The sequence below is a fragment of the Saprospiraceae bacterium genome (genome assembly GCA_016715965.1).
Classification (GTDB): domain Bacteria; phylum Bacteroidota; class Bacteroidia; order Chitinophagales; family Saprospiraceae; genus Vicinibacter.
This window is the reverse complement of sequence record JADJXG010000001.1, coordinates 2,389,288-2,402,420: the sequence shown is the minus strand read 5'-3', so window position 1 is coordinate 2,402,420 and position 13,133 is coordinate 2,389,288. Positions and strand designations below refer to the sequence as shown.

Below are 13,133 nucleotides of genomic sequence, written 5' to 3'. Positions count from 1 at the left end.
AATGTAAATAATTTATTCGAAAATTTTTAAAAGTTATAATTTTATTTATTCAGGTCGATGGCCATTGTAAAATATAAATCATCGATGATCATGATACCAGTTTCAGGATCCAGATTGGGGTAACAAGTGCCAAAATGAGCATTTGGATAGCAATTCAAATTGGGTGATTGTTCGTTCCAGATTTTTTGCCCGGTCTTAATATCCAAAGAATGGATTCTGCCATTTGCTCCACTGGCGGTATAAATTTTTCCTTTATAATAAAGAAGATTGTTAATGGTGTCAGCCCATTTTAATGTGGTCCATTGGTGAGCACCTGAAATTGCGTCGAACGAACATACTGAACCGCCATTGCTGTGAACAATTACCCTCCCCTCTTCTACCAGCATGTTGCCCAAAAGCATATCACCTCCGACACGCGATCCTACATCTTGTTGCCAAATGATTTCTCCTGTCTCTGCATGATAACAATACAACATTGCAGCAGCCTTAAAAAATACCTTGCCTTCCTTGTAAACAGAAGGCCAAACTGAACCATTTCGTAGGTAGTCTACAGAATCATGGGCCCAAATAAACTTCTTCTGCGTAATATTATAAGCGCGTGTGTCCACCCTTCGATTTAAATTGTCATTGATCATCCTTTGTTGATAAAACAGAACTTCATCTCCATTGGCTAACTCATAACATACCATGGCCACCGGATTGCTCGAATAATCCCTAACCTGCTCAATGGTAAATACATAAGTAGACTGGTAACTGTCCATATCAAATTTCCAAATTTGAACGCTGTCTGAAAAAGGGATATTTCCAAATTCCTTTTTGTAATAAATTGAATTTTCATATCTCGCATTGTAGTTTTGAATACTACGATCAAACTCAAAATATACTAGCTCACCACTTGAAAGATTAATCACTTTGATTGAAGGTAAATCACTTGAAGTTTGGGAGATATAATAAAGATTATTATTATGAATATAATAATCAATTTTATCTCCAAGACCTAATAAAAATGAATTTGTATTTTCCCAGATAATTTTTCCACTTTCAATCTCAACTCTTGATAACCGTGCATTAGGAAATGCATTTTCTTCACTCATAATGAATGAATTTTTATAGAATATTGGTTGAATCATAATTGCTCCATTCGTATCTGGTCGACTTGGTATACTCCAAATTGGAAGAAGTTTGGTTATGACTTGAGTATCACTGCATACTTTTGGATGCTTAGGAAAGTTTTCCTCTGGCTCACAGCAAGCCAAAAAAAATGGTGCAAATAGCATTGAGAGAATCATTGTTTCGGGTTTCATCATTTTAAAATTAAATATTGGGCAAGGTTTTACCTCGCCCAATATGTTTATCTTTTTGGTGTACTGAAAAATAATCCATAATCACCATTCATTAATAAAGTTAATTTATCTCTGGTATTCTTATCATTCCTCATCTGCATGTGCGAAGAGTTCACCATTTCTCTGGAAGCGCTGCCCACGGGTAAACTATTGGCTCCAGGGAATTCTGAAGCGCTTTCAGCTAAGACGATACCATCTGATGGTTTGTAAGATTTTTCAAAATAATACTGATCATTTACATTACAAGTTTTGCCGGGTTTTGGATTTTTAATACATTCCGAAGGTGACTTGATTTCATAATAACTGTCTTGTCCTGTATTGCTGTCAAAACACTCGCAAAAATAACTTGTTTTCCTTTCAATAACCAAGGACCCAATGATCTCAGCCCATTTGTCATCCGCTGTATCAAACCATTTAACACCTTTCATGTAATCAACTTTTTCCTGTATGGTTTTATAGTACTTACCATCATATATAGCACAAGGTATTGGGCGGGTAATCCAATCCCACCAATTACAAGGCATGTCGTGTAAAAATTCAAGTTCAAATATTTCAAACTCCTTTTCGAGTACTTTCTGTGTGTAATAATTTTTAATTTTCGCCACTTTCGAAACCAATGTATCATCACTGTTGGCTTGAAATTTATCGACGCCATTTACATCTTGTAACATCATCCAATCCAATGTCCGCCAAGGTAGATTCTCAGGAGGCTCTACTCCATAAAAGGCTACTTTACTTATTTCATTGGCATGGTCTTCAATACATTCCTTGTAGGTAGAAAGAGGACCTTCATTATATTGGACTCCGTAATCTGCAGTAATCGGTTTCAAAATATCGGATACTTTTGTTAAACCATTAATGACCTTGTCGCAGAGCTCTTCTTTAACAACTTTCTTATATGGTAATTTTTCGTCATCAACAATAAGCTCCAAGAGTTTACCAACAAAACCATTCGTAAATTCTGTTGCTGGACCATCTGTAAGATCATTGCATCCTGATTTCAACCAATCTTTTAATTTTTCGGCATGATTGATGATCATTGCGCCATTGTGAGCAGATCCAAAGGTAACAATTCCTCCATAACTTGGGCCTGAAATATTGGGGTCAAAACAAAAGTCTTTATACATAAGAGCCTGACTGACCAACCCGCCCTGACTATGAGCAACGATAAAATTGTACTTCGGATTCACACCCTCAGCCTTTTGGGTACTTGCTACCCTATCCAGGTAATTTCTAACATCTTGTGCGCCCAATAGAAGAGTTGATTTCTCAGAATAGGTCAATCCAGTGGTATGAGAATTCACTTTATATCCCCGAATGGCAAAATTGGGGGCCCCACCGTGTTGTGTGGCATCCGCTGCATCTGCCCAGGAATCATCAGCACCTCCCAGTCCATGTAACCAAAACACCCCCCTGTCTTGAAGCCCCCCGGGTGCTGAAGGACCCATTGGACCAGATGGAGAATTAGGCAGATAGGGTAGTTGGCTGCCTTGTGGGCTAATGAGAAATCCTGAACTGCCCATTGTACCACCACCTTGAGGTGCCCCGACTTGAGCAATTGTAAATTTTGATAATAAAAGAAATAAACTGAAATATAGTATTGTTTTCATGGTGTTTTATTTTAAAAGTTTATAATTTGATTGGTGATGCGACCCATGCTATCCGAATAATGCAACAGGTAATTCCCAGGCAAGAGATCGCTCAAATCCAATTGCATTAATCGATCATCTGTCAGTTGTAAATGTCTTAATATACGCCCATCTAAACTTACCAAGACCAACGAAGCATTCAATCCTTTAAGTGTCGGTAGATTAATTTTGAATACTGCATTTTCGATTGCAATAACTTCAAGCATTCTATCAAGAGGTTGAACCTTAATATAAGTAGAAATGCCCGATGAACGAGATGTCAGGTTATTAAGTTCCAACTCATCAGAAGAGAATTGTCTATAAATTTCTGTACCTTGGTCCACAACGCGATAGTTCGAATATAAAACAATATCCTGCACTTCCATTAGTGCACCGGTTGTTATGGGTAAATAACTTTTGTGAATTTTTTTTCTTAAAATTGCCTTGCCCGATCCAAGGTTGTGATAATACTTAATTTCTGCCGAGCCAAGAATACTACCATTGAATAACCTGTACTCTACATAACCATTCGTTTCATCAGAAATCAAATTCACTTCACCATTAATCATATAAAACTTCCTATCTTCAGCTTGAAAAGCCTGCACCCCTTCCTGAGCTAACAATTCAATCTGTTCCAAAGTAGGAGATTTTATCTCGTGCTCAAATCCCAGCATTTGGATTTGTTCATCTGATAAAGTTGTAATCTCGCTTGAAACTTTTGCCGGATCAGTATTTTCATTTAATTCCTTTCCATTTTTATCAAAAAGCCTAAGCGAACTACCATCGTAAATAGATCGACCAATTCCAGGATATCTACTAATGGAAGTTGGACCAGGAAAATAAATTCTTTCAACTGAAAGTTGATTGTATTGGTTTACCATTATTTTAACATGAATCTTAGAAGTATATGGAATTGCTTCTGCCAGATCCATGTTGTCCAATGATTCCACCGCCACGTCCTCTGGTATGGAATAATTGACAAAATGAAATTCATCGAACTCAACAATGCGTTTGAATTCAGAGTCATCGACCTGAGCATTCAAATACTGAGCCCAAAAAAATAGAATTAAATACAAGTGTCTCATAAATTTAGGATTTAATGTAAAAAAATAGAAAAAGTGTCAGGACAAAGATTTAACTAAAATCTTTTTCGTGGTTAGAAATTTTTTGGAATTTTCAGATGATCCATTCTCCAATTGTAGATAATTTTCCTAAATTTGTAGGGTCAAATTTGATAATTTGCATCATATTATATTTTTTTATATGTAAATATTCTCGAAATTTTACAAAATGCTATTTGATACCACTGAATTCAAGGAGAGTTTCAACCATGCCTTGATGGCAAAGATTAGAGACAAACGTCATTGGGCTGAAGAACTGTCTAGAATACTTCATTGCGGAGTTTCTTCAATTTACAAAAAAACCCGACAAGACTCATTCTTTACCATTGAAGAGATGTTGTTTTTAATCAAATACTACAGCATTGACATCGATAAAATTTTTACCCATAATAAAGGAGTGGTACAATTCAATGTACCGGGTTTAAAATATCCTGTTCAGAATATTGAGACTTACATTAATTATTTATTATACACTTTCAGAGATTTGGATGTTTCCAAAAATCCAAATATTTCTTACGCTACAAAAGAGCTGCCAATTTTTTATTACTTTCTTAAGCCCAGGCTGAGCTGTTTTAAACTATATGTGTACGCCAAATCCATCTGGAAACTGGAATCTGTGGTCAATGAAGAATTCTCTACCAAACTTATTGATGAGGAAGCTCTTCAAAAATTGGAATTGTTGTGGGATAAATATTCTAGACTAAAGTCTTTTGAATATTGGAGTACCAAAGTGTTTGATACTACTTTACAACAAATTTTTTATTATTTTGAATCAGGTGAATTGAACACAGCTGATGCCATAGATCTTCTGAACGATTTAGATGAACTCATCATATTGCTAAAACAAATGACCAACGCAAACACAAAGAACAAAGACCTGACAAACAATTTTAAACTTTATGAAAATAAAATACTGAACACAGGTAACCACATCTTGGTGCGTATGGAGGATAGGTCTCTCATTTACCTCAGTTTTGACTATCCCAATTTTATCTATTCGGATGATGCAGAATTTATTAGGTACTCAGAAAATTGGTACAATAAAATTGAGGAGACCTCTTATTTACTTGGCAAGGGCAGTGGTCACCAGACAAGTATGTTCTTTAATTACCTTCACAAGAAAGTGGAACAATTATCCATGCGAATAAAATCAAGATTTTAAAGTTCTTAGGATCCTTTGATAAATTATTCTGAAGAGGTTTCTTAAAGCTGATTTTGCCCTTTTTCCCTACATTTGCAAAAATTTTGTAATTTGAAGGGATCTTCGGGAAGTTCCAATTTATTGCATGTGCTGGCGGTGGCCCTGGTGCTCTCACTCGTAGGGATTGCCTTTCTGACTTTTGTCCACAGCCTTAGACTAGAAGAGCGGATCAGGACTGAGACGCCTTATGTGTTGGAGCTGCAGCCGGATTATCCCTCAGATTCACTCACCAGCCTCCAGCTCGACCTCAAGAAACTGAGAGGAGTACTACCCTCTTCCGTACTCTTTATTCCGAAAGAAGATGCAATAAGGACCATGTCCGAAGAACAAGCGCTTGACATCGAGCAGGGGGAGAATCCTTTCTTTGACATTTTGGTTCTGAGCCTTGACCCCAGACAAGACCAATCGCATACCATCGACCAGATCCAGCAAATGGCCAAAGCCAAAAACCTTACAGTCAGCGCACATCCGCCCGGTCAAGCCGCTGGGGGCATGGCTCAAGCTCTGTCCAAAATAAAATCGGTGATGATCTTTTCTACCCTGCTCCTGACATTGCTGGCTTTTCTGATCATTGGCTATCTGGTAAGGATCTTCTTCCTCTCCAAGGCCCCAGTCATCCGGCTGATGTCTCTGCTCGGCGCTGAAGACCATAAAATTTTTGCGCCTTACACACGCCTGGCCATTATCCACGGCCTCGCAAGTGCCCTGATGGCGGTGAGCTTGATGGGACTTGCTCTTCTGGCACTCTATTATCTCGCTCCCTGGATCTATCAACTCCTGGATCTCAAAAACTTTATCCTTACTTTACTCGTTTTGCTGATGGCCAGTCCAGCCATGCACTATCTGAGCATTCGTCAAAGCATTAAACTATTTCAAAAATAAACTGCATCATCATGGGAGAAGCAAAATCCAAAAAGCCAGACCAAAGCGCCAATACGGCGAAATCCGTTGAAGCAAATAAAACGCCTCAAACTGCCAAAGGATTGACTTATAACCACAGCCACATCCGCGTTGTCCTACTGGGCCTCGGTCTGATCGCCGTAGGTCTGGCACTGATGTCCGGTGGCAGCATGCCCTCTCCGGAGGTATGGGATGAGTCTATCATCTATTCCTTCCGACGCACAGTCCTAGCTCCGGCATTCATCATCGCGGGTCTTGCGGTCGAGGTGTACGCCATCTTTAAAAACTAAACCAGATGTCTGAATATCTGATCGCCCTGATCCTTGGCATCGTACAGGGAATCACAGAATTTTTGCCGATCTCCAGCGACGGGCATCTCGAGTTGGCAAAATATCTGACAGGTGATCAGTCCAAAGGACTCGAAAGTCTCCAACTGACCGTGCTTTTGCACATCGCCACGACCTTTAGCATCATCTACGTGTTTCGCAAAAATATCCTGCAGATCCTATCCGGTCTGAGTTCATCCACGGATTCCAGTTCCAGGATATTTGCCTGGCATGTTATCCTTTCGATGATCCCTGCCGCGATTGTGGGATTGTTTTTTGAGGAAATCGTCAGCAGTCTTTTTGAGGGAAAAATCCTGATGGTATCCATCCTCCTGATCATCAACGGTCTCATCCTTTTGACTTCCAAACTCCGGAAACCAGCAAATGCGTCTATCACACCCAAAGTAGCCATTCTGATGGGATTGGCCCAGATGCTCGCCATTTTACCGGGCATTAGTCGCTCCGGCAGCACCATCTCCACAGCAATGCTGATGGGTGTTGACCGCAATCAGGCGGCGAGTTTCTCCTTCTTAATGGTGGTGCCCTTGATCCTTGGCAAGGTCGCCAAAGACCTGATGGATGGGGATCTAATGGTACATAGCTATTCAATTGGGGCCATGGCATTTGGATTTGTAGCCTCTTTTTTGACAGGGATTGCTGCCTGCTATCTGATGATCCATATCGTAAAAAAGGTGCTCCTGCATTATTTTGCCTGGTATTGTATGTTGGTGGGTATTGGAATGATTGCTTATCTTCAATTCTTCTCGTAATTTTGGAACGCTTACCCTCCTTCTCCCAACTTGATTCTCTTGACTTTGGCGCTGGAGAAATCATCTTAATCAACAAGCCATTTGGGGTGACCTCCTATTACATCATTGAAAAAATCAAGCGTGCGCTGAGATCCTTGGGGTATCCAAAATTGAAAATCGGACACGCGGGTACCTTGGACCCATTGGCCACCGGTCTTCTGATCGTCTGCACCGGTCGAATGACTAAAAAAATCAATGAGTACCAGGACCTGGAAAAAACCTATTCCGGACAATTGACCCTCGGAGCATGGACAGAGAGTTATGATCTGGAAAGGGAGATACAGCCAGGGCCGGACCCCTCAGGGATTACGGACTCCGAACTGGAAAAGGTGAAAGACTCTTTTATAGGATATCAGGAATTGGTGCCACCGGCGCATTCGGCCGTTAAAATTGGAGGCAAGCGAGCCTATGCGCTCGCAAGAAAAGGGAATGAAGTCGTTTTACAACCAAAGCCGGTGCACATTGCTGAGTTTGAGTTGACGGGTAGAGAGGGTCCGGTTATTTCTTTTCGAATCCGCTGTACCAAAGGCACTTATATACGGTCTATCGCGCATGAATTCGGTCAGAGATTGAACAATGCAGCTTACTTATCCGCACTCTGCAGGGATGCAATCGGACCCTGCAAAATTGAGAATGCCTGGCCACTGGATGAGTTTTTGCAAATTCTTAAGAAGCCCAATCCACCTTTAAGTGCCTGAATCGTTCTAACTTTGTGCCTTTTCATCCACGCATCCACTATTGAATGTCTGTCATTGTCAAGGATTTGGTCAAAATTTATGGAACCCAGCGGGCACTGGATGGGATCAACTTTGAACTGCCCAAAGGGCAGATTCTGGGATTTCTAGGTCCCAATGGGGCTGGCAAGACAACCACTATGAAAATTTTGACGGCTTTTCTGGCTCCGAGTTCCGGAACAGCGAAAATCTGCGATTTTGACGTCATCGAGCAACCCATCGAGGCAAAGAAAAAAATGGGCTATTTGCCCGAGCACAATCCACTCTATAAGGACATGTTTGTCCGTGAATATCTTTTGGTTTTTGCACGACTTGCCGGGGTGGTAAAACCCATGCATCGCGTTGATGAACTCATCGAAATAACAGGTCTTACCCGCGAACAGAACAAATACATTGGCTCGCTGTCCAAAGGGTACCGGCAAAGGGTTGGTCTAAGTCAGGCCTTGCTACATGATCCGGAGGTATTGATTTTGGACGAGCCGACTTCAGGTTTAGATCCCAACCAAATCCAGGACATCCGAAACCTGATCAAGGGTTTTGGAAAAGAAAAGACCGTGATTTTTTCGACGCACATTATGCAAGAGGTCCAAGCCCTTTGTGATCGGGTGATCATCATCCATCAGGGCCGCATTGTAGCAGACAACAACATCAAAGATCTACAGGAAATTGGTTTGGATCGACAAGTGGTCCACGTCGAATTTACACAAGCTGTAAATGAAAACATACTTAAGTCTTTACCGGGTGTCCAAAATCTCAAGCACCATGGTAAAGGACTGTACACGCTCTATGCCAATCAGAAATCAGATTTGAGAGAAACCATTTACAATATTTCTGTTCAACAAAAATGGACCCTGCTCGAAATGCACCGCGAAAAAAATAGCGTTGAAGATGTATTTAGTTTGCTCACCAAAAAACAAGAACAGTAAACGCGATGTGGATCATTTTTTTAAAAGAGATTTCAGCTTTTTTTAGTTCCCTGATCGGTTATATGGTCATCGCGGTCTTTCTGATGTTAATGGGATTGCTCATGTGGGTATTTCCGGATACGAGCATTTTATATTACAACGAAGCATCTCTGGATCAGCTATTTTCCATTGCGCCGATTATTTTGTTGTTTATGATTCCTGCAGTGACAATGCGATCTTTTTCTGAAGAATTGCAATCTGGTACCCTGGAAATTTTGATCACCAAACCCATCTCCGAATCACAGATTGTACTGGGTAAATATTTTGCAAGTCTTGTTCTGGCCATCATCACCTTGCTTCCAACATTATTTTACTATTATTCTGTACACCGCCTGGGGTCGCCTGTTGGCAATCTTGATTCAGGTGCCATTGCCGGATCTTACATCGGCTTGTTTTTTCTCGCAGCTTCATTTACTTCCATAGGTTTGTATGGATCCACACTCAACAAAAACCAAATCATATCTTTTCTTTTTTCTATTCTGATGTGTTTTCTTTTTTATTACGGTTTTTATTTTTTGAGCAAATTGCCACTTTTTTATGGAAAAACAGATGACATTGTCGCTATGATCGGCATGGATTTTCACTACAACTCCATGAGCAAAGGAAAACTAGACAGCAGAGATTTTATATATTTCCTGAGTATTATTGGATTCTTTCTTTGGCTGACCATCTATTGGATCAAAAACCGATTGTTTTAAATGATGGCACTCTTCAAAAACATTAAAAATTTTGCAGGATTGTTGGTACTGGCTGGTATCTTGATCCTGGTCAATGTGATTTCAAGCTATCTGTATGGTTCGATTGACCTCACCGAAGAAAAAAGATTTACGCTCACCCCGGCCACCAAAAAAATTCTCAAAGAATTGCCGGAAGTGGTCTTTGTCAGAGTCTTGCTGGAAGGAGAATTTCCATCAGGTTTCAAAAGGCTTCAACAAAGTACCATTGAAATGCTCGATCAGTTTGCATCGGTCTCAGGATATGTGGAATACCAGTTTGAAGATCCAAATGATGGAACGGTTGAGGAAATCAATGCGAAAAGAGAAGAACTTAAAAAAGAAGGTTTGTTACCCACCAACTTATTCGTTCGATCCGGTACTGAAAACAAAGAACAGATCATTTATCCCTATGCCATTTTTAATTATGGGGAGCGCAAAGTGGCGGTCAATCTGCTGGAAAATTCTGCAGATCAGGACCAGGACGCCAAGTTGAGCAATTCCATTGGTTTGCTTGAATACAAATTTGCCAATGCCATTCAAAAACTGAAATACAAGGATCGCAAAAATATTGTGCTTACAACAGGCAATGGCGAATTGGAAACTGAGTATACCAAGTCGCTCATGGGTCTATTATACCCATTTTACAATGTTGGCCGAATTCATTTAGACAGTGTGGCTAAAATCAATTCTGAAATCGATTTGGTGATTGTAGCAAGGCCTACTCAAAAGTTTGAGGAAAAAAATAAATTTAAACTGGATCAGTTTCTTATGAATGGGGGCAAAGCCATGTTTTTTTTAGACGGAATTGCCATGAGCCTGGACTCACTAGGAGAAAGAAACGAATACATTCCTGAAGTTCTGGATGTCAACCTTGGAGATCAGCTATTTGAATATGGTGTTCGAATTGAGCCGAATTTGGTTTTAGATCTGGAATGCTCAAGAATTCCTCAGGTCATTGGAAGGCAGGGGGGAAAACCACAGATAGAATTATTTCCATGGTATTACCATCCACTCATTGCATCCAAAGACCACCACCCCATCACCAATCACATCGATAGAGTCAACTTGGAATTTGTTTCAACCATTGACACGCTAAAAACAAAATATCCTGTCCGAAAAACAATTCTTTTGAATTCGTCCCAATACAGCCGCTATCAGTTGGCTCCTATGAAAATTGGTTTTGATATTTTGCGGTACAAACCGGAGCCTGAAAAATTTAACAAGCCCTATCTGCCTGTAGCAGTTTTGCTGGAAGGAGAATTTTCATCTTTATATGAAAACAGGGTAACCGAGGAAATGATGAACAATCTTGCAGCTCTCCAGATGGAATTCAAATCCAAATCAAAACCAACGTCAATCATCGTTGTGGGAGATGGAGACTTGCCAAAAAATCTATACGATGAAGAGACCGGAAAGACAGCTCCCATGGGTTACAGTCGCTGGGAAAAACTGACCTTTGAAGGCAACAAGGATTTTATACTCAATGCAGTTGAATATTTGATTGACCCCAATCAGGTGCTCGCCGCAAGATCCAAACAATACAAACTGCGATTGCTCGATAAAGTGAAGGCTGAAAAAGAAAAAACCTTCTGGCAGTTTTTTAACGTAGGAATACCAATCTTCCTCCTCATCCTGTTTGGGGTTTTCAATCATTACTCCCGTAAAAGGAAGTACATCAAAATCTAAAATGAATAACAAAACTCTTTATATTCTCACCGCGCTATTTATTCTTCTGGGCATTGCTGCATGGTGGATTACCACACACTCAGATTCAAAATCCTCCATTGACACTGCAGACCGACAGTTTGCCATCGAAGATGAAAATGAGGTCTATAAAATTTTTATGGTGAGAAAAGGAGGAAAACCCATACAGCTGGAAAAGAAAAATGGCGAATGGTATGTTAACGATCGATACAAGGCTTTTATTAATCCGGTACAAAATCTGTTGTACGCCATGAGTCATATTAGTATCAAATCCATTCCTCCAAAGCCAGCGTATGAAGTGATCATGAAAGATTTTTCTGAGATCGGTTTGAAGGTAGAAATCTATGGTAAAAATCAAAACAAATTAAAAACCTATTACATTGGCGGAGTAACGGATGACGAGACAGGTGTTTATTTTTTGATGGATGGTTACCGTCAACCTTATATTATGCACTTGGATAAAAAAGTATCCAACGTCCGCCAACGATACGAACTTGCCTTGGATGACTGGCGCGAGAGAGCCATGATTCCGGTCAAGCCAGAAGACATCTCGACCCTTGAAGTCAGCTATCCTTATGAACCAGAAAGGTCTTTTCGAATTTCTCAGGTTGAAAACAAATACAATATTCAGTCTTTGGGTGCACTTTCAATTTCTACCAGCCATGTGAAGTCAAAATTTTTAAGATCCTACCTTGAGAATATTCCTTTGGCCATGATAGAAGCATATAAAAACTTGCATCCCGCCAAAGACAGCATTCCATTGCTTACACCATATTGCCGAATCAGGATCACCAAATCCAGTGCGGTAGATACGTTTAGTCTTAGTCTTTATCCGGTCAATGATCATTTAGATGCTCCAGTGGATCTCAGTCCTGAGTTTTTATCGCAGCGCAATTTTTTTAGATTTTTTGTGCACCGAAGTGACGGTGATTTTATGATGACACAGATTCAGCAAATCGATATGATCCTGAAAGATTTTCAGGACATGATCAAAGGCTGATCAAGGATTTGGTTCTGCAATAATGATATACTGATATTCGAGACTTATGTCATCCGATTTTGCAATGTGATAACCTGCCAATACGAGTTCACTTTCTACATCTCCTTGTGCCAATCTCTGGTCAAGAGGAGGCCCAATTGGCGTCATTTTCTTTTTAAAATCCACGATCACAAGGATACCGTCTGCCTTTAGTTTGGGTTTTAGATTTTTAAGGTATTCCATTCTGTTTTCCAGATAGGTGTAAGTATTCGAAATGAAGACAATATCTACTTCATCGTCTTTAAGCTTTGAATCATCCGGAGTGGCCAATCTGGCTTCATATTTTCTTTGAAGTTCCTGATCGTAATAATCCTTTTCAGCATTCATCAGCTCGATCAATGTACTGTCTATTTCAACAGCGATCACTTTTTTGGCCTTATGAATGAAGCGAAAAGTAAAATAACCACTTCCGGCTCCAATGTCTGCAACTACCTTTTGATCCAATGGTTCAAGAAGGTCAATAATTAGAAAAGGCTTTTGCCAGATGGTCCGATCTGAAAATTCGAAGGCTTCGAAGGACTTTTCTGCATTTTCATTGGGTTCTTGATGGGCAGGTTCCTTCAATATCAGGGGACCGTTCTTGTCAAAATAAGAACAGGAAGAAATTAAAAAGAACATCCACCAAATTCGCGGTATCATTTTGTTTG

Annotated in this window: 13 protein-coding genes; 9 read left to right on the top strand and 4 right to left on the bottom strand. The window is 40.1% G+C overall.

Annotated features, from left to right (window positions below; all coding sequences use genetic code 11):
* Nucleotides 1-41: 41 nt before the first annotated feature.
* The 3 genes from IPM48_08960 to IPM48_08950 all read right to left on the bottom strand — a co-directional run bounded on the left by IPM48_08960 (nucleotide 42) and on the right by IPM48_08950 (nucleotide 4,056).
* Nucleotides 42-1,094 (bottom strand): PQQ-like beta-propeller repeat protein, encoded by a 1,053-nt coding sequence (locus IPM48_08960; protein MBK9271718.1) that lies wholly within the window; start codon nucleotides 1,092-1,094, stop codon nucleotides 42-44.
* Between the two features lie 257 nt (nucleotides 1,095-1,351).
* Nucleotides 1,352-2,953 (bottom strand): hypothetical protein, encoded by a 1,602-nt coding sequence (locus tag IPM48_08955; GenBank protein MBK9271717.1) that lies wholly within the window; start codon nucleotides 2,951-2,953, stop codon nucleotides 1,352-1,354.
* 11 nt (nucleotides 2,954-2,964) lie between these two features.
* Nucleotides 2,965-4,056, bottom strand: a complete 1,092-nt coding sequence (locus IPM48_08950) for a hypothetical protein (GenBank protein ID MBK9271716.1) — start codon at nucleotides 4,054-4,056, stop codon at nucleotides 2,965-2,967.
* A 253-nt stretch (nucleotides 4,057-4,309) separates the two neighbouring features.
* Between IPM48_08950 and IPM48_08945 the strand changes: the two genes are divergently transcribed.
* The 9 genes from IPM48_08945 (at nucleotide 4,310) to IPM48_08905 (ending at nucleotide 12,447) form a co-directional block, all read left to right on the top strand.
* A complete protein-coding gene (locus tag IPM48_08945) occupies nucleotides 4,310-5,254 on the top strand; it encodes a hypothetical protein (GenBank protein ID MBK9271715.1) in 945 nt (314 codons plus the stop codon).
* 72 nt (nucleotides 5,255-5,326) lie between these two features.
* Entirely contained in the window at nucleotides 5,327-6,175 is an 849-nt protein-coding gene (locus IPM48_08940; GenBank protein ID MBK9271714.1) for a hypothetical protein, read from the top strand.
* Between the two features lie 11 nt (nucleotides 6,176-6,186).
* Complete coding sequence (locus IPM48_08935; protein ID MBK9271713.1) at nucleotides 6,187-6,483, top strand: DUF3098 domain-containing protein; 297 nt, start codon at nucleotides 6,187-6,189, stop codon at nucleotides 6,481-6,483.
* Between the two features lie 5 nt (nucleotides 6,484-6,488).
* A complete protein-coding gene (locus IPM48_08930; GenBank protein ID MBK9271712.1) occupies nucleotides 6,489-7,289 on the top strand; it encodes an undecaprenyl-diphosphate phosphatase in 801 nt (266 codons plus the stop codon).
* A gap of 2 nt (nucleotides 7,290-7,291) precedes the next feature.
* Nucleotides 7,292-8,026 (top strand): tRNA pseudouridine(55) synthase TruB, encoded by a 735-nt coding sequence (truB, locus tag IPM48_08925; GenBank protein ID MBK9271711.1) that lies wholly within the window; start codon nucleotides 7,292-7,294, stop codon nucleotides 8,024-8,026.
* Between the two features lie 44 nt (nucleotides 8,027-8,070).
* Nucleotides 8,071-8,988: a gliding motility-associated ABC transporter ATP-binding subunit GldA gene (gene gldA / locus IPM48_08920; GenBank protein ID MBK9271710.1), complete on the top strand. Its 918-nt coding sequence runs from the start codon at nucleotides 8,071-8,073 to the stop codon at nucleotides 8,986-8,988.
* Between the two features lie 5 nt (nucleotides 8,989-8,993).
* The gene (gene gldF, locus IPM48_08915; GenBank protein MBK9271709.1) at nucleotides 8,994-9,725 is read left to right on the top strand and encodes a gliding motility-associated ABC transporter permease subunit GldF; all 732 of its coding nucleotides are present in this window, start codon (nucleotides 8,994-8,996) and stop codon (nucleotides 9,723-9,725) included.
* 3 nt (nucleotides 9,726-9,728) lie between these two features.
* The gene (gldG, locus tag IPM48_08910; protein MBK9271708.1) at nucleotides 9,729-11,429 is read left to right on the top strand and encodes a gliding motility-associated ABC transporter substrate-binding protein GldG; all 1,701 of its coding nucleotides are present in this window, start codon (nucleotides 9,729-9,731) and stop codon (nucleotides 11,427-11,429) included.
* A gap of 1 nt (nucleotide 11,430) precedes the next feature.
* Nucleotides 11,431-12,447 (top strand): DUF4340 domain-containing protein, encoded by a 1,017-nt coding sequence (locus tag IPM48_08905; GenBank protein ID MBK9271707.1) that lies wholly within the window; start codon nucleotides 11,431-11,433, stop codon nucleotides 12,445-12,447.
* Here IPM48_08905 and IPM48_08900 read toward each other — a convergent pair whose 3' ends face one another.
* A complete protein-coding gene (locus IPM48_08900; protein MBK9271706.1) occupies nucleotides 12,448-13,125 on the bottom strand; it encodes a class I SAM-dependent methyltransferase in 678 nt (225 codons plus the stop codon).
* Nucleotides 13,126-13,133: the final 8 nt, after the last annotated feature.

Coding starts and splice junctions, on each gene's coding strand:
- gldF (MBK9271709.1), top strand. CDS start 8,994: ATGTGGATCATTTTTTTAAAAGAGATTTCAGCTTTTTTTAGTTCCCTG.
- IPM48_08955 (MBK9271717.1), bottom strand. CDS start 2,953: ATGAAAACAATACTATATTTCAGTTTATTTCTTTTATTATCAAAATTT.
- IPM48_08950 (MBK9271716.1), bottom strand. CDS start 4,056: ATGAGACACTTGTATTTAATTCTATTTTTTTGGGCTCAGTATTTGAAT.
- gldG (MBK9271708.1), top strand. CDS start 9,729: ATGGCACTCTTCAAAAACATTAAAAATTTTGCAGGATTGTTGGTACTG.
- gldA (MBK9271710.1), top strand. CDS start 8,071: ATGTCTGTCATTGTCAAGGATTTGGTCAAAATTTATGGAACCCAGCGG.
- IPM48_08935 (MBK9271713.1), top strand. CDS start 6,187: ATGGGAGAAGCAAAATCCAAAAAGCCAGACCAAAGCGCCAATACGGCG.
- IPM48_08900 (MBK9271706.1), bottom strand. CDS start 13,125: ATGATACCGCGAATTTGGTGGATGTTCTTTTTAATTTCTTCCTGTTCT.
- IPM48_08905 (MBK9271707.1), top strand. CDS start 11,431: ATGAATAACAAAACTCTTTATATTCTCACCGCGCTATTTATTCTTCTG.
- IPM48_08945 (MBK9271715.1), top strand. CDS start 4,310: ATGGCAAAGATTAGAGACAAACGTCATTGGGCTGAAGAACTGTCTAGA.
- IPM48_08960 (MBK9271718.1), bottom strand. CDS start 1,094: ATGAGTGAAGAAAATGCATTTCCTAATGCACGGTTATCAAGAGTTGAG.
- IPM48_08930 (MBK9271712.1), top strand. CDS start 6,489: ATGTCTGAATATCTGATCGCCCTGATCCTTGGCATCGTACAGGGAATC.